General features: G+C 33.7%; 20 protein-coding genes and 1 pseudogene. 2 read left to right on the plus strand and 19 right to left on the minus strand.

The features are described 5' to 3' along the window. Positions 1-143 precede the first annotated feature (143 nt). Positions 144-1229 (minus strand): AI-2E family transporter, encoded by a 1086-nt coding sequence (locus AC1Q8L_RS16595; protein ID WP_000837892.1) that lies wholly within the window; start codon positions 1227-1229, stop codon positions 144-146. A gap of 149 nt (positions 1230-1378) precedes the next feature. On the opposite strand from AC1Q8L_RS16595, the gene AC1Q8L_RS16600 reads away from it, so the two are divergent. Next, complete coding sequence (locus AC1Q8L_RS16600) at positions 1379-2200, plus strand: HNH endonuclease (protein WP_000189684.1); 822 nt, start codon at positions 1379-1381, stop codon at positions 2198-2200. A 228-nt stretch (positions 2201-2428) separates the two neighbouring features. On the opposite strand, the gene AC1Q8L_RS16605 is transcribed toward AC1Q8L_RS16600, so the two are convergent. From AC1Q8L_RS16605 to AC1Q8L_RS16660, 12 genes are all read right to left on the minus strand, one after another. Then, positions 2429-2521, minus strand: a complete 93-nt coding sequence (locus AC1Q8L_RS16605) for a putative holin-like toxin (protein ID WP_001289320.1) — start codon at positions 2519-2521, stop codon at positions 2429-2431. A 195-nt stretch (positions 2522-2716) separates the two neighbouring features. Then, on the minus strand, positions 2717-3829 hold the full coding sequence (gene ssuD / locus AC1Q8L_RS16610; RefSeq protein WP_000422252.1) for an FMNH2-dependent alkanesulfonate monooxygenase: 1113 nt from the start codon (positions 3827-3829) through the stop codon (positions 2717-2719). Between the two features lie 76 nt (positions 3830-3905). Further along, positions 3906-4754: an ABC transporter permease gene (locus AC1Q8L_RS16615; protein WP_000432135.1), complete on the minus strand. Its 849-nt coding sequence runs from the start codon at positions 4752-4754 to the stop codon at positions 3906-3908. 16 nt (positions 4755-4770) lie between these two features. After that, positions 4771-5757 carry an aliphatic sulfonate ABC transporter substrate-binding protein gene (locus tag AC1Q8L_RS16620; RefSeq protein ID WP_000276914.1) on the minus strand — a complete coding sequence of 329 codons (987 nt, stop codon included), beginning with the start codon at positions 5755-5757 and terminating at the stop codon, positions 4771-4773. 17 nt (positions 5758-5774) lie between these two features. Continuing rightward, a complete protein-coding gene (locus AC1Q8L_RS16625) occupies positions 5775-6530 on the minus strand; it encodes an ABC transporter ATP-binding protein (RefSeq protein WP_000218578.1) in 756 nt (251 codons plus the stop codon). 181 nt (positions 6531-6711) lie between these two features. After that, positions 6712-7224: a ribonuclease FAU-1 family protein gene (locus tag AC1Q8L_RS16630; RefSeq protein WP_086387420.1), complete on the minus strand. Its 513-nt coding sequence runs from the start codon at positions 7222-7224 to the stop codon at positions 6712-6714. A gap of 207 nt (positions 7225-7431) precedes the next feature. Next, entirely contained in the window at positions 7432-8487 is a 1056-nt protein-coding gene (locus AC1Q8L_RS16635) for a hypothetical protein (RefSeq protein WP_086387415.1), read from the minus strand. Between the two features lie 12 nt (positions 8488-8499). Next, positions 8500-8973, minus strand: a complete 474-nt coding sequence (locus tag AC1Q8L_RS16640) for a tetratricopeptide repeat protein (RefSeq protein ID WP_000400637.1) — start codon at positions 8971-8973, stop codon at positions 8500-8502. A gap of 141 nt (positions 8974-9114) precedes the next feature. Further along, positions 9115-9804 (minus strand): phosphopantothenoylcysteine decarboxylase domain-containing protein, encoded by a 690-nt coding sequence (locus AC1Q8L_RS16645; protein ID WP_000676727.1) that lies wholly within the window; start codon positions 9802-9804, stop codon positions 9115-9117. A 15-nt stretch (positions 9805-9819) separates the two neighbouring features. Continuing rightward, positions 9820-10623 carry an AAC(3) family N-acetyltransferase gene (locus tag AC1Q8L_RS16650; protein WP_000783341.1) on the minus strand — a complete coding sequence of 268 codons (804 nt, stop codon included), beginning with the start codon at positions 10621-10623 and terminating at the stop codon, positions 9820-9822. Between the two features lie 230 nt (positions 10624-10853). Further along, the gene (locus tag AC1Q8L_RS16655; RefSeq protein ID WP_025118020.1) at positions 10854-11255 is read right to left on the minus strand and encodes a GNAT family N-acetyltransferase; all 402 of its coding nucleotides are present in this window, start codon (positions 11253-11255) and stop codon (positions 10854-10856) included. A gap of 56 nt (positions 11256-11311) precedes the next feature. Beyond that, on the minus strand, positions 11312-12250 hold the full coding sequence (locus tag AC1Q8L_RS16660) for a DMT family transporter (protein ID WP_000644593.1): 939 nt from the start codon (positions 12248-12250) through the stop codon (positions 11312-11314). Between the two features lie 290 nt (positions 12251-12540). Between AC1Q8L_RS16660 and AC1Q8L_RS16665 the strand changes: the two genes are divergently transcribed. Then, the gene (locus AC1Q8L_RS16665) at positions 12541-12927 is read left to right on the plus strand and encodes a hypothetical protein (protein WP_232733576.1); all 387 of its coding nucleotides are present in this window, start codon (positions 12541-12543) and stop codon (positions 12925-12927) included. A gap of 32 nt (positions 12928-12959) precedes the next feature. On the opposite strand, the pseudogene AC1Q8L_RS16670 reads toward AC1Q8L_RS16665, so the two are convergent. The 6 genes and pseudogenes from AC1Q8L_RS16670 to AC1Q8L_RS16695 all read right to left on the minus strand — a co-directional run. Further along, positions 12960-13106 (minus strand): annotated as a pseudogene (locus AC1Q8L_RS16670) (DinB family protein); the annotation flags it as partial. Then, positions 13103-13603, minus strand: a complete 501-nt coding sequence (locus AC1Q8L_RS16675; RefSeq protein ID WP_025118021.1) for a GNAT family N-acetyltransferase — start codon at positions 13601-13603, stop codon at positions 13103-13105. The pseudogene AC1Q8L_RS16670 and the gene AC1Q8L_RS16675, both read right to left, overlap by 4 nt. Positions 13604-13636: 33 nt before the next feature. After that, positions 13637-14182, minus strand: a complete 546-nt coding sequence (locus AC1Q8L_RS16680; RefSeq protein WP_001102494.1) for a GNAT family N-acetyltransferase — start codon at positions 14180-14182, stop codon at positions 13637-13639. A 15-nt stretch (positions 14183-14197) separates the two neighbouring features. Continuing rightward, positions 14198-14899 carry a nucleotidyltransferase domain-containing protein gene (locus tag AC1Q8L_RS16685; protein WP_016512664.1) on the minus strand — a complete coding sequence of 234 codons (702 nt, stop codon included), beginning with the start codon at positions 14897-14899 and terminating at the stop codon, positions 14198-14200. 16 nt (positions 14900-14915) lie between these two features. Beyond that, the gene (locus AC1Q8L_RS16690; protein ID WP_000923452.1) at positions 14916-15599 is read right to left on the minus strand and encodes a DNA alkylation repair protein; all 684 of its coding nucleotides are present in this window, start codon (positions 15597-15599) and stop codon (positions 14916-14918) included. 228 nt (positions 15600-15827) lie between these two features. Further along, on the minus strand, positions 15828-16784 hold the full coding sequence (locus AC1Q8L_RS16695) for a PLP-dependent cysteine synthase family protein (protein ID WP_086387416.1): 957 nt from the start codon (positions 16782-16784) through the stop codon (positions 15828-15830). Positions 16785-16922: the final 138 nt, after the last annotated feature.

Below are 16922 nucleotides of genomic sequence, written 5' to 3' on the forward strand. Positions count from 1 at the left end.
TATAGAGCTTATATCACACAAGTTTATCACTGAATTTGATGTATAAAAAATATATAATAAAATCAAATCAACCCGCTTTTAATTATTTATTTATAAACAAAAGATACACCACTTAAAAAGCGGTGTATCTTTCTCAGGTTTCACTATTTCCGATTACTTCTCTTTGTCTTAAACAATCTCACTAAGTTCGAAACAACAGTTTTTGTTACTGCATAAACTGGTACTGCTAAAATCATTCCGATGATTCCAGCAAAATTACCTACCCCTAAAATTAGGATAATAATTGTTAATGGGTGAATGTTTAATTTCGAGCTCATAATACGCGGTGAAATAATATTACTTTCAAACTGTTGTACAATTGTTACGATAATAATTACGTATAAGGCTTGCATCGGAGAAACGAACAGTCCTACAATAACAGCTGGTGCTGCCCCAATAAATGGCCCTAAGTTAGGAATGATGTTTGTAAATGCTGCAATAATTCCTAAAACAAAAGCGTACGGTAAATCGATAATTAAATAACCGATAAAAGTAAACGCACCTACAAATATACAAACGAGCGCTTGCCCTTGAATATATGCAGATAATGTTTCGTTCGTTTCCTTAATGATACGAAGCCCCTCTTCACGGTAAGACTCAGGTAATAAACTTACCGCTTTTCCTGGAAAGGCATGTCCATCTTTAAACATGTAAAATAAAATGAACGGTACTGTAAATACAACTAATGCAACGTTCGTGATAATACCAAATAAAGCCGTTGCACTCGACGTAATTGTATTTGGAATATCTTTTAAGTATTCAATCGCATTTTTTTCAATTGTTTCAATGGAAACGTAGTTTTGTGTAGATAACCATTCAAACAACCTATGATGTGATAATTCTTGTATGTATACTTTCCCCTCTTTTATGTAGCCTGGCATATTTTTTACTAAGTCCATTAGCTGTTGTGAAATCGTAGGAACAACTACTCCAACGCCAACCGCAGTTAATGTTATGATAAAAAGATATAACAGTAATATCGCTAAATTTCTAGGTACTTTTTTATTCTCCAAAAAGATTAATACAGGATTAAATATGAAGTATAAAAAAAGCGCGATTAAGATTGGGAAAAACAATGTTGATATGAAGATACCAATCGGTTGAAATAAAAATGATATTTTTGTGCAAATAAATATGATTCCTACAACCATTAGCACTTCTAATGTCCAAAAGTGCACTTTTGATTTCAAAAAAACGGCCTCCTTTAAACTAGCACTTCTCTTCATTGTACCAAAATAAGTATGAATTTCACATAATATTTTCCTTTACAATATTCCAAAATACCAATAAATACACTACAATGAGATTACATACAAATTTGCAGGTAAAGGTGATAAAAATGACACAATGCATCATTTGCAGAAAAGATACGAAAGAACTTAGTGAACAATATGTCATTCCAGAAATATTATGTGGATATTATTTCACAAACTCAATTTGTGATACTTGTCATGAACAAATGACAACAGATATTGATCGTCCTTTAATTAGGCATAAATTGAGTCAATTTAAGATTGAACAAATGAAAAGACAAATTGATTCCCCACTCTATACGAATGAGCACGGTGAGGAACTTGCGGCTGCTGAGACTGATGTTGTCGAAGTAAGCGACGAGATTCTTTATTCTAATGCATTAATTATGAAACTATGTAAAAAGCACGATATTTCCTTACATAATGAAATTTGGAAGGAGGAACGTGTAACGAAAGTAGCGAGTTCTATTCAACGTGAATTACTATTAGATAACCGTAAATATAAAATGAGTGTATTAAAAATGGCTTATACATTCGCTGTACAAACAGTTGATGGCTACTTTGAAGATCAAGATGCAATTGATATTTCTACCATTCTCTCAAATGCAGATTTCGTGGAACTAAAAGAAAAAAGCATTGTACGTGATTTAAGCAAAAGTTCTTTATGGAATACGCTAAATACAAGTAGTGAAAATCATTACTTTATTTTACTTAGCGATAAAGACGGCCTGTTTTGCTTCATTCGTTTGTTTGACATCTTTGATGTTGTCGTTCATTTATCAGAAAAAAGATTTGACCTTCCATCGCCGATTGTCGGTGTAAATAATGTGAATACGCAGAAATTTTATGTCCAAAGTTTAAAACAGTATATGGATGGGCTGTTTAAAGAAAAAGCACCTACTATATAACAGGAACCAGAACATACGGTCTCCTTTCTTGATGAAAAGACACTGTGTTATAATGAGTATGAAAAGAACAATACAATCACATAAACCAATTATAAATTGTATATAAATAAAAAAGACTAGTGTGCGGCTACACACTAGTCCACGTAACTTAGCAGATTGGATTGTTCATTTATCCTATTTGTTTCTTACAAACAAAACAACCCACATTCTATAAGCATAGGTGGGTTGTTATTTTTTGAGCTTGTCTATTAAAACGACGACGAACGTTAACAATGCAACGAGAAACAGTCCACCTTGCAGTAGCAACGCTATTTCACTCACGTATTATCACCCCCCTCCTACTCGGAGAAGTGATAATTGAACAACCAACCGCACCTTAAGTTACCCTTTAATTTTACCATATTTTCTAATAATTTACGATGAAAACCCGCAAGCGAATAACTTGCGGGTTTTTTATCCCGTATTAACAGGCAGTGAACAAAATAAAGCAATAAATATGTGAAACTTTATTTCTCACTATTTTTTTAATGCATATGCATCAGCAATCATTTCACCAACAATTTTATTTTCTTCTTTCTTCTCGTCTTTCAATAATGGGAATAACAATTCTGCGACCTCATACGCTTCTTCTAAATGCGGATATCCTGATAAAACAAACGTATCAATTCCTAACGATTCATATTCTTTTATCCTTTCTGCTACTGTATGCGGATCGCCTACAAGTGCAGTACCTGCCCCACCTCTTACAAGTCCGATTCCAGCCCATAAATTAGGGCTTATCTCTAACGACTCTCTCGTACCTTTATTTAAATGTGTCATCCTCTTTTGACCAACCGAATCATATCTTGCAAATGTCTTTTGAGCAAGCTCAATTGTTTCATTATCCACATATTGAATTAAACGTTCTGCCTCTTCCCATGCTTCTTCTTCTGTTTCTCTTACAATTACGTGTAATCTAATGCCAAATCGTACTGTACGCCCCTTCTCTTCTGCAAGTTTTCTTACTTCTTCTATTTTCTCTTTCACTTGCTCTGGTGGCTCTCCCCACGTTAAATATACATCACTATGTTCAGCTGCTACTTCTTTTCCAGCAGCTGATGATCCTCCGAAATATATAGGAGGATATGGTGTTTGAACTGGCGGGAATACAACTTTACTATCTGTAACTTGAATATGTTTTCCTTCTAAAGAGATCGTTTCACCTTGCAATGTCGATTTCCAAACTTTTAAAAATTCATCCGCTGCTTCGTATCTTTCATCATGCTCAAGATATAATCCATCTCCTTGTAGTTCAACTGGATCTCCTCCAGCTACTACATTAATAAGTAGTCTCCCATCTGAAATTCTATCAAATGTAGATGCCATCCTCGCTGCAACTGTAGGTGACATTAGTCCTGGTCTCACTGCTACTAAGAATTTTAGTTTTTCTGTTTCAGCAGCAAGAGCTGAAGCTAACACCCAAGGGTCTTCACATCCTTGACCAGTTGGAAGTAACACACCCGTATATCCTAAATAATCAGCTGCCGCAGCAACTTGCTTATAATAACCATATTCAGCTGCTCTTCCTCGTTTTGTCGTTCCTAAATATCGACCATCTCCATAAGCCGGAATAAACCATAATAATTCCATACCTTTACACATCCCTTATTTATTTTGAAACGTATACTAACAAATTCTATATAAATTACCCCTAATAATTTATATGTTAATTCCCAGTCTCACCTTTAAAATTATCTCGCCATCTTAAAAACTTCACTTCTAGTAAACGTACTAGAGAGTCAGAAAACTTCCCAACAAATGCAAAGATAATTATGCCGACAAATACGATATCTGTATTTGAAAATTGCCTTGCATCCATAATCATATAACCAATACCTTCTGTAGATCCCATAAGTTCTGCTACTACTAAACTCACCCATGCAACACCTAACGATAACCTTGCTCCTAGTAAAAGGTTAGGCAATGCAGATGGTAAAATTAGTTTCGTAATTAGTTTTCTTTTGCTAAACTCTAACACTCTCGCAACATCAAATAACTTTGAATCCACACCTCTAATACCTAAAAATGCGTTTACGTATAAAGGAAAAAATGCACCATCTGCAATTAATAACACTTTCGATGTTTCACCAAAACCGAACCATAATACAAAAAGCGGCGCAACAGCTAAATGAGGTACAGTTCTTAACATTTGCACAGATGGGTCTAAATATTGCTCACTTCTCGTTGAAAATCCAACAATTGTTCCTAAAATGATTCCTAAGCCCCCACCAATAAAGAAACCAGCCGCAGCCCTGAATACACTAATACTTAAATGGCCGAATAACTCTCCTGTTTTAATAAGCTCTTGGAAAGCTAGAAAAATATCTAATGGTGTTGGTAAAACTGTTTTAGAAACAAGACCGAATACGCCAGCCAACTGCCAAATTATTAATATAATAACCGGTATAGTAATCGCCCTTACTAAAACTTTTACATTTAACTTTCGTACCTTCTTTATGCCATTTTTCTTAATCGTTATACTCGCTGGTTTCATAACAGCTTTCGTATTTTCCACTTTACAAAACCTCTTTTCACTTCGCTTTCAATGCTTTTTCTACGAAAGAATTATCCACAACTTTTTCCGTCTTAATTTCTTTCTTTATAGAACCGAGCTTATATTGAAAATCCGCTGTCTTTTGTTGTTCTGCTATTATTTCCTTCGTTACCGGAACTAAAATTGGTTTGTCGTGATTAAACACTTCTTTTACAATCTCTGCATCTATCTTTTTTACAGAAGTGTACACTTTTATTGCTTCATCTAAGTTAGCCTCTTGCCATACACGTGCTTTCTCATAAACTTTGAGGAATTTCTCAACTAATTCTGGATGTTCTTTCGCAAATTTTGTCCTCGTAATTAAAAATTCTGGTGAAGAGACATTTAATGTTTCACCGTCTGCAATCACCTTCGCACCTTTATTTAACGTATGTAATGATATGAAAGGGTCCCAAATCGCCCATGCATCTACTGATCCTGATTCGAATGCAGGCTGCGCTTCATCTGGTTGTAATTGAATGACATTTACATCTTTTGCATCAATACCTTCTTTATCAAGCGCTCTATATAATAAATTAAAGGCACTACTTCCTTTTGCTACTGCAATTTTTTTACCTTTTAAATCTTTTACACTCGCAATCTTGCTATCTTTTTGAACGAGAATTCCAGTTCCTTTTCTCGCATAACTTGTATTGGCGATTTCGGTAAATCCAATACCTGCTGCTTGCGCTGAAATGACTGGAGAATTCCCTACTTCACCAAAGTCTAACCGGTTTGATGCGATTGCTTCAAAATAAGGAGGTCCACTTTGGAACTCTGTCCATTTCACTTTAACTCCTTCTTTTTTAAACTCCTCTTCAAACCATCCCTTTTTCTTTGCTAGTAATAGCGGGCTTAATCCTTGCTGTATACCAATTTGTATTGTTACATCTTCTTTCTTACTACTTACTGTACTTTTTTCACATCCTAATAAAAATACTGATATAGCTAAAGCAAAAGAAAGAATTTTAAATTTTTTATACATATAAAATCACCCTTTTCCTATATACTTGTTTGAATCAACCCTCCATATTCAAACTGCTGTAATACTTTCGTTCGAAGTTGTTGGAACGATTGAGAAGTTTTATTTCGCGGATAAGGCAAATTATTTTCAATCACTTTATGTATTTTCCCTGGTTTTGCACTCATAATGATAATTCGGTTTGAAAGATATATCGCTTCGTCTATATCATGTGTAACGAATATCATTGTTGTTTTCTTCTGCTCCCAAATATTCAGCAATACTTCTTGTAAATGACTTCGAGTAAAAGCATCCAGCGCTCCAAAAGGTTCATCAAGTAATAATACATTCGGATCTCTTAATAACGCTCTCGCTATCGCAACACGTTGTGACATCCCGCCTGAAATTTCTTTCGGATACGATTTTTCAAAGCCATCTAACCGAACGATTTCAACCCATTCTCTCACCTTATCTTTCACATACTTATCTTTTAACGACAAATCTGCCGCTATATTTTCTTCAACTGTTAACCATGGAAAAAGCCTATGCTCTTGAAAAATAAAACCTTGTTTCTTGCTCGTTTTTAAGATAGGCTCCCCGTCAATAATAACTTCACCTTCAAAATCATTATCTAGACCTGCAACAATTTTTAGTAATGTACTTTTTCCGCACCCACTCGGACCAATTACTGTAACAAAATCCCCTTTCTCTAATTGAAAATTAATATTCTCTAATACTTGAACAGTACCAGTTTGTTTCAAAAAATATTTTGATACCCCATCAATTGAAACAGTCATTTCTTCTCCTCCTTAAAATGATTCATATAAATGAACAGATTCAGTATTTGTGCAATAAAAAAACCAAAGGCATTTTATCAACAGATAAAATGCCTTTGGTTTCTCCAATCAGCAATACGTTATGGAATTAAGTACATATTATACAAATATTTCCGATAAGTCAACTAGGTTTTAGCGAACATTATTTATTTTTAAAGATATCAGCAGTCCCTTTTATTATTTTTGGAAGGGACGTTTTAATTGTATCCGTTAATAAATGAAGAGCTTCGTTCACATAACCACCTTCGAAATTTCCTAATGGTTCTGGTAATTCATCCTCATCTAATAGGAAGTATTCTCCATTTGGAAGTACCATAATATCGATGATTAAATCTTCGAAGGAAACCACTTCTCCTTTTATTTGTGTGTTTTTTACGATATTAAAATAGGAACCTAAATACTTCCCTTTTATATCTCTCCATACGTATAAATTGTACGGACGATCTTTCCAATAATATGCGATTGTATAACTTCCTTTTGGGATTGTTAACTTAGTATCTTTTGCAGTCATTGTAAATGAATACTGCACCTCGTGAAATAAAACGATACTTTGTGATTGCTTTTCAAGTAATAAACAATTGTGATCTACTATTGTTGAGTTATACCGGATTTTTCTTTCTATAATTTCACTTTTCGATGTAAGTAACTTATTCATTATTTTGTTTCCCCTCATACTAGTTCTATCCTCAATTATATACTTCTTTATCTAACGATAAAGAAGTATATGGTTTTTTATATAATGATTTATACAAGTACACAAGAAAAACTCCTTCTTATTTAGAAAGAGTTTTTCACTATCCATGTTTCATATTTTTTCACTTCTAACGGAAACGCATTTGTTTTTATGTAACTAACAGCACTATTACTCATGTTTTAACTTTTCCTTAACCGCATCATAAAATTTTCGTTCTTCATCAACATTTAAGTGCACACGACTTACTGTTTTAGAAAATCCATATAACAACTGTGCTTTCACTGGCTCTTTTAATGTTATTTCAAAAGTAGCAGGTTCTTTTATGAACTCCATAACAGTTGCATCCAATACCTGTTTCCCTTCTTTTGCCGTTAGCAATTCATCCTTGTAGAACGCAATATTATCAATTTGTGTAAATGGTATAACAATTTTCTTTCCTAATCCAATTTGAATGATTACTTGTTCTTCTGTTACGATAAGTGGATTTTTACGCATCGCTTGTATTTCAGCTATAAAATAAATCATCGCGTATACATTTAAAATAAGTAAAATCCATGCTATTACTGGATTCCACTGGTGTAGCAAATAATGAAAACCAATACTTTCTATTAAGGTCGCATGGATGATCATGATATATACACCTATTGCACCAGTCTTTTTGTGATATGAGTATACGTATTCACCTTCTGGTACTTTTTCACGCCACGATAAAAATGCATAATAGATTAACTTACACTCCGTTACAATGATATCTATTAATTTATTTCTTTTCATAGTAGCGTCAAACGCAGCATCAATTGCATAAGAAAATGAAGAGTACTCACTTTTATATTCTTTATATTTTTTTATTATGGTAGGAAGCTTTCTAACAATTTTATATAGAAGGAATAACTCTAAACATACAAAAGCAATTTCTCCTGCAACTATAATATAAGAAACGTATGAAAAATCTTGTAAATAGTCACTTGGAATAATAAATCTTGCAAAAATATAACCAGCTATTACAACAGGAACTATATACGTTAACGAGTACCTTTTTCGAATAATGAAGAAATACGTGATGATTGGAATGACAAACATGCAATCTAATAATGACCCAAGTACAACTTCTTTCGGCGCAGCTGGTACTATTGGAAGAGCATACAATAAATAGTTTGATAGCATAATTAAAGAGATGAGTCCAATCCAAATACCTTTTCGCCTTCGCGATAGTGTAACATTCATACGTTCACTCCTTTATTTAAAAACCTCATTTAAGTGGTCTTTATAAAATGAAATGGCACGTTCAAATTCTTTTACTTCCTCTACTTTCACGACAGTTTCAAGTAATAATTTCATCGCTGACTCGTGATCGTTTACGTTATATTTTGCTAATGATAAAAATACTTTCATCGGATCGTTCTCTGGGAATTTTTTCACCCCAGCTTCTAATACTGTAATTGCCTTTTCATATTCCCCTATACAACGATATGTACTTCCTAGACCAATATAAGCACCGCAAAGGGATTCGCCATCAAGTCCATTTGCGATTGCCTGCTCATAATACGGAACTGCTTCTGTTTCTAGCCCCATTACATCATGTATCCACGCACACTGATACAGTACTTCTGCATCCTTTGTAAAGTTTGTTAATCCTATAAGCATCTCTTTAGACTGCGCATATTTCTTTTCGTTTCTAAGTTTAATAGCTTGCTTTAATAAATGTTCCATAGAATCCACTCCTCACCAATTATTCTGTGTATAGCTCTTGATTGATATACGCTTCACATTCGTGTAAAAGTAAAATTCCCACCAATTAAAGTTTCGCTTACTTATTACTATGCGGATTCATTCTTATCTAAAAACTTAATTTTAAAAAGCAGTGACACGATTACATAATACCTCTAAGCTTTTGACAATTTCTTTCGCTGTTTCATCTTTCCCATTACACAACTTCCCTTTACCATCTTGTCCAATTACATAATGCACAGCTCCGCGCGAATATAAAGAATGTGGTGAATTCGCAATCATTACATTCGCCCTTGCTTCTTTCATTCTATTTTTCGCTCTTTCAAACAGTTCTTCTTCATTTAAATCACTTTCAAGTTTAAAACCAATAAGTACTGTTTCTGGGTCCCATTCTTTTATTTGTTTTAATACTTTTGGAGCCTTTTGAAAGTGAATAATCGGTGCAATATCACTTGAAATTTTTCCGTTCATATTAAGAACATTACCATCTTGATCACAGATCTTCTCCACAATCCAATCTGATCCAGCCGCTGCCATAATAACCGCATCAACCTTTTCATGTGTGATGATACTTTTCATTTTATCTTGTAAATCAACAATCCCTTCAAATGGATGTAATTCTAACCCTCTATGTACATCGCTCGGTTTCTCCGCAAAATAACCGTGTAAATATATAACATGTGCCCCTTTAGCTAGAAGTTCTTCTGCGATTATCCTTCCGATTGTACCTTTAGCCATATTCGTATGCCCGCGTACTTGATCCCATTTTTCTAGACAACCACCGCTCGTAATTAATACCTTTTTCCCTTTCATTGTAACCATCCCTTACTAATTTTTCTTACGAAACCATTCTGTTCCAAAGTCAACTATATCACGCTGTTTCATTAGACGACACGTTGCATTCCCTATCTTCCCATTTTTTACAGTTCCTTTTCGCTCAAACTCAACACCAATTTCTACAAACTTCTCAGATTCGTAATCCATTTCAACAAACTCTTTCCACACTCTTTCACCGTTTTCTATAATAGGTGCTCCTACTTGTATTAACTCACATGCACCAGTACGCACCTCGGATAAATGAACAGACGTATTTGAATCATATCCAACACCAATTAATAATACGTACCCGTCTAAATCGTATATTTTTCTTAATGGAGATTCTTCTCCAAAGCTCATTGATAATGAATGGTTCATTGTTATTTCTACTGCATGTTTTCCCCATGCAGCAAAACTTCCTAACGGATGATTACTACGTACTACATTCGGATATGTACGAAAACATTCAACTATTTCACCCATTCCCCTTGTTGGGGTTATACGTGAATCAAATGCAGGGACGTTATCTCGGATAATTTGCCACCAGTCTTCCGGTACAGGTGGTCTTGACCAATGTTTCGGATCAGACAAATCCGAAGATTGCGTTGGCATTATTATCGTTCCTTCTTCCGTAACAACTTTCATTAATGCTTCTACTACAGCAACCGCACCACCAGATATCCATCCGATAGAACTTAGTGATGAATGAACGATAATTGTCATTCCTTTTTCGATTCCTAATGCTTTTAAATCTTTTGTTATTGTTTCGATTGTATTTGGAAATTGTGTGCTTGCTACTATTTCATTCATTTTCATATTGGTTCCCTCACTAGCCACGTAAATTTAAACTTTTATATAAATATATTATCATATTTTTCTTAATTTTTAACTTAATCATATTCATTACTACAAAAATATGTATATGGGTGTACTGAAGCCTCAAAACTTTATTAAAATCGTAGAGAATGATGAGCGAGAGTTTTATTAAATGAAGAAAAATGTAAATCTTATTTTTTCAAGCTATACTCCATATGCATATTTTTATACTATTTTTCCAAATAACAATGAAATCTTTCGATTCCCGTATATTTTTCTCCTAAACTTTTAACTTGAAAACCAATTCTTTTATAAAATTCTACCGCCCCATCATCTGTCTCTGCTTCTATATAAGTCAATTGATATATCTTTACCACTTCTTTAATCATTTGCAGTGCAATTCCTTTTTGACGATAATCTGAAGCCACTGCTATATGACATACTCGTGCTTTAGTTGCTCCGATTACTTCAATACCTATACAAGCTTTTTCTTCATATTTGTACAAAGTCCCTTTATTACTTTGATAAAATATTACTGCCTTCTTTAAGCTTATTTCATTTGGACCGACGGCATATTGTAGCACATTTAATATTGAATCTTTTTCAATTTGTTCAACACGCTGTAAATTCATATTTTCATCCCTTTCTATGAAAAAAGACTAACTCTTAATAAAAAGAGCTAATCTCATTACGCCGTTATTTTTTCTTCTTTTTTTACAACGACAGCCACATAACTATGAAGTATCATTCCAATAATAACGAGACTCATACCAACCCAAGATAAAGATGACGGAATTGGTGCAGATAACCATATCAGCTCTCCTACTAGCGCAAATAAAACTTCACCAGACTGCGTCGCTTCCACTGTTGCTAGTTTTTGTGGATCATCTTTCACAAGATCTGTTGCAAAGAAAAATAATATTGTCGCGATTAACCCAGAACTAACTGCTACAATAAAACATTGAAAAACTTGGTTACTTGACGGTAATCCGCCAGTTGATACTTCGTAACCAGATAATAAAAACCAAAATGGTAAACTTGCTAATGTCATACCGAGTACTCGCTGAAATACATCTAATTCCCCTTTACAAACTTGCATCATTTTTCGATTTCCAAGAGGATACGCAAATGCTGCAATAAGTACAGGAACTACACATAAAACGGTTTCACGAATACCTAATGAAGAAGCATGTTCTACTTGCATGAGAACAACACCGAATAAAATAATGCCCGACATAACTAATTCCTTCATTGGAAGTTTTTTATGTAGTGGATCCACCGCAAAAAATGGTGTTAACAAAATCCCTGCAACGATTGTAATTTGCCATGTTGATGCAACGAGCCAACCTGGTCCGAACGCTCCAGCAAAACTAAGCGGTGCATAAAAGAGACCAAATCCAACGATACTCCATACTAACCATTCTTTCGGATTGTTTTTCATATATTGAAAGAGTTGCTTTAAGTTCCCTCTATACATAACAATAAGTAATAGCATTGGAACCATAAAATAATACCGTAATGATGCACTCCAAATCCAGCTTCCACCTTCTAAGTCCATTGCCCGGTTTAAAACAAAGGTAAAGGCAAAGAAAAATGATGCCAGTATCCCTATAACAATTGCTTTCATCGTAAAACCCCTTGTATTTAATTTTTAATCTCTATAACATATATTTTAGTATACGCGATGAAAAATCTACATACAAACTTACATTTCACTTTCCATTCACTTGCAATGAAAAAGATAATAATACATTCATTTATTATACTTAATATAAAAACATTAAACAGAAATAATTTTAAAAATAAGTTACTTCTATGGATGTGATAATACTGAAAATATACAGAGCCTCTATACAATCTATTTTATTTGTACTTTCTTTCGGAGTTGTTTTCCTTCTAATAAGTGTTTTATCTTTAATGGAAGAATTTGATTTACTAGGAATTATTTCAATATTTTTCTCCTTATGGCTACTAAAGTATGCCCTAACCTTATGGAAAACACGTGCAAACGATATAGGTTCCTATTGGGATGATGAAAGAATTGTAGTAGATTTGCATGGGAATAAAGTGTATTGGTATGAAATCAAGGATATTACATACCAAAATTTTCAAGGGTCAAAATCTACCTTAATCTCGACCCACTATACTCACCATGAAAATATACGAATCCGCCATAAAAGATGGCTACCAACTATTGCACATTCAATTTACTGGTTTTCTATTGAAAAACCAAAAGATTATCATAAAAATTTAATGATAGCTTGGGAAGAAAAACAAACGAATAAAAATAAACGCCTCCTTTAATTATTATTTAGGGGCGTTTGTTTATTCAAAAATTAAAGAATATGTAGTTTATATTCTCTATATAATTTCCTCAATCGACTTATATGTGCTTGATGATACCGATTATGATCTGCTATATGCCAAATTCCCCATCTTATAGTCGCATTTTCCCCTTTTTCATACAAAACTTCATCTCTTAAAAGAACAACACCATATGTTCATCATCACTATACACACCATTCATTTTTATAGCCCTTTTTTCAATTCCGTACGTTTTAAATCCCATTGATTCATATAATCGTTTGGCTGATTCGTTCGTTGACACAACCCCTAAGTTCAATTGCTCTAGCTTCATCTCTTTTGCCCTTTCAATTGCTTTACGTATTAAATCACGTGCAAGACCACTTCTTCGATTTTCAGTATCTACATACATTGCAACGATATGCCCTTTATGCTTATATGCGTCCTTTTCTTCTGTTAATAAAGTAACAACCCCAACTAAACGATTTTCATTATTAAAAGCACCAAATGTAAAACTACTGTTGGATGAAAGATTACTAGCAACGCGTTCAAGAGGGTTTTCTTGACGTACTGCTTCTTCATAAGTCGTTACAAATGCTTCTGGATTTACTTGTAGTGCTTGTAAACGTAACTCCCAATATTGTTTTGCATCCGCTTTTGTAAGTAATCGAATCATTTTATCTTCCCCTTTTTAATTGACATAATATTTTTATAGGTGATTATTTTTTGATTCATACTCTTCTTTTAATATACTGTAACGATAGCGATGAATGAACTTCCCCTGTCTCAATCGATCATTTCTCATTAACCCTTCGCATACAAATCCGGCATTTTCATAACTCTTTTTAGCTTGTGTATTATCTTCATCTACACGTAACCAAATTTTCTCCAATTCAAACTGGGAAAAACCTATTTGTAACATGCTGTTTAGAGCTGCCATTCCAAATCCTTTCCCCCAATAGTCTTTATTTCCAATCGCAATTCCTAGTTCTGCATTTTTATTTGTTTTATCAAAATTTTTAAGATCTACCCATCCAATATGTATACCTTTCTCAGTAACGATCGCCCTTTGTTCATAACCATTTTTTCGGCTTATACAAGCTTCAATCCAGATTCTCGTATCTCCACGAGTGAACGGAGGATATTGGTCTGGTACGACTAAATGCTTTGTTACATCTCTATCTAACGACCATTGATAGCGATCTTCTACATCATCTAATGTCAATTCTCTTAATTGAACATATGGTACATTCATTTTTCTCTCCCCTTTTTATTTACCAATAGAAAATCCTTCGAACACTCTTCCACCATACTGTTCTAACGTCATTTCTATAAAATGAATTAATTCATTTTTCTCTCCCGTTTTATAAAAATGATCAAAAGCCGCTACAAATTTGTTTGCATATTGCCCATCATATCTTCTTAGCACTCTAATAAACCATTTTGAACTCCCAAGCCACCTACCATTTACTCTTAATACATATTCATGTACTAAATCCGCTAATAAATTAGCGATAAACAATTCTTCTTCTCTTTTTGTTGCACCAATAAAGTCATCTAAAATATCCGTAATAAAATATCGCTTCTGCTTAATCGTATCTTCGGTCCATTTAGCTGGTCCTTTATGTAGTAAATCATTCGCTTCTTTTTTTAATTTCTCAACAATTTCCTTTTCCCCTTTTAATGCAACCCCTTCTGAAACTAATTGTGGTAACGACGGTCTCCCTCGATCACAATCCATTTTGAAAAAGGCTTTATATGTTGTAAAATTATGAACAAACACCTCAACAGGCCATCCATTACTATAGAAAGATTCTCTATAACAAGAAGTTAAACTTTGGTCAACTATTACAATATCAAGATCAGATGTTTTTGTCGCTTCTCCTCGTGCAACGCTTCCACCGAGTAAAGCTACATCACAATTCGGAAATTGTGATGTAATTATGCTTTGTGCTGCTTCAATTGGTTTCATAGCCGTTCCTCTTTTCTTATTTCATTTTCTTTTTTTCAGCTCTTTCTCTCGCTTTTTTTATATAGCTTTCTGCATCTGGTGTTTTACATGATGTTGTACCGTGATCAACCTCTACTTTTCCAATTTCACGTGCAATTTCAATCGCTTGTCGCTCTAAGTCTTCATTACGAATTCCTATTGCGATTAAAGCACTATTCATCGCTTCTTTTTTTCTATTTTTTTCATTATGTATATTTTCTTTAATCTCTTCTAAGTATGGAGAGAAGAAATCATCATGTAACGCTTTATTTTTAATCGATATATTTGCTAATAAAGACCAGCCAGCTCTTCCAATCCATTCATCATTAGACTTTGTCCACTCTTTCATTCTTTCTATTGCAATTGGCGAAGTACATATAGATGTCATAAAAACATCCATTAAACAGTAATAATCAACATCCTGAACCCAACTATTAAGCTGTTCTGCTGTTATATTCTTCGGGTCTAAAATATAAGTTGCTAATGTCATCGCGTCCATATTTTTTGTTTCCCACAATTCAACTGCTAAATCGTGATCTTTTTTTATTTTCTTTTTTAACAATTTTAGATTCGCAAAACTAACTCCGAATAATGGCTCTTTCGCTCCGTGGTTTTTATACGTTTTTCGATTTTGTTCTGTTCCATATTCCTCTAGTTGCTGCATTACTTCCTCAAGTAACATATACCCACCTCTTTATCTTTTATGTTGACTGTATATATGTATGTACGATATATTCTACATTACTTTTTATTTTTCCTATATTTATTTTTAAAATACGGTATGTGAAATTTCTAAACATTGCACAGCTATACCATTAAAAAACTGTACATGTTAAACATACAGTTTTTTGATGGTATCAATTTTGCGTAGAATAAGATATAAACTACGAAAGAACTTTTAATGGTCCTCTCAATCACCTATTTCTTCAACTAAATTTTTTACATCTGACCACTCTTCTATTGACCCTGCGTCCGGAAAAACTGTAACTACATTAAAATTCGCACCTTTTTCTTTCCCAATTTGTTTAGCTGCTAATAAATTCGCTGCCGCAGAAGTTCCTATTTTTATACCAGTATCTTTGTAAAAACGTGCCATTTCATACAGGGTATCTTCATATGAATAAGTCCATTGTTTTTCTATCAAATTTTCTTCCTGTTCTATGAAATGTTGTTTCCTTCCTAAGCCGAACCCACCTGATCCAGCATATTTCTTTAAATCATTTGGTGGTTGTTCCGAACCATAAGGCAATTCAGCAGGCATTACTAAATGTAGTTCAACATTTTTTGTATAATTCTTTATTGCTGTATAGACTCCCATTAGAGTTCCACCAGTACCAGCAGATGCTACCCATGCATGTATTGGTTTTCCAATCATTTGTGCAATAATTTCTCGCCCTGTACCTTCTATATGACTTACTAGATTTGCATTATTATAATGTTGGAATAAAAAGTATAATTCTGGATTTTGTTTACTAATCTCTACTGTTTTCTCAATTACTGCGTAGAACCCTTTACATTTATCAACTAAGATTACGTTAGCACCATAACGATCAAGTTCATTTAATAGAGATTTACCGGTTCCAGAACTTAAAACTAACGTGCATTGAATCCCTAAATAATTACAAATACACCCAATTGACCTCGCTAAGCTTCCACCACTATACTCTAAAATATTTTGTTTTTTGTCCGCTTCTTGTAAATATTTATTAATCATTCCAAGTGCTGCCCTATCCTTAATCGATCCTGTAGGATTGTGCCATTCACATTTAGCATAGATAGAAAGGTCCTTCGTTTCTTCGCATTTTAATTTCATGAGAGGTGTATTTCCAACATGTTTAGAAAACGCTTCAAAATGGTTTACTATCATACTTTTATACCTCCTTCATAAATTATGTTTATTACATTTGTTCTCAGCCAAAAATACTTTCTACATTTTAATAACTCTCTCAATAAGATCTTCTTATATAAAAATCCCTACAAACACTGTAGGGATTTATGTCTAAAT

It is taken from the genome of Bacillus sp. GW823-FHT06A11 (assembly GCF_058795355.1).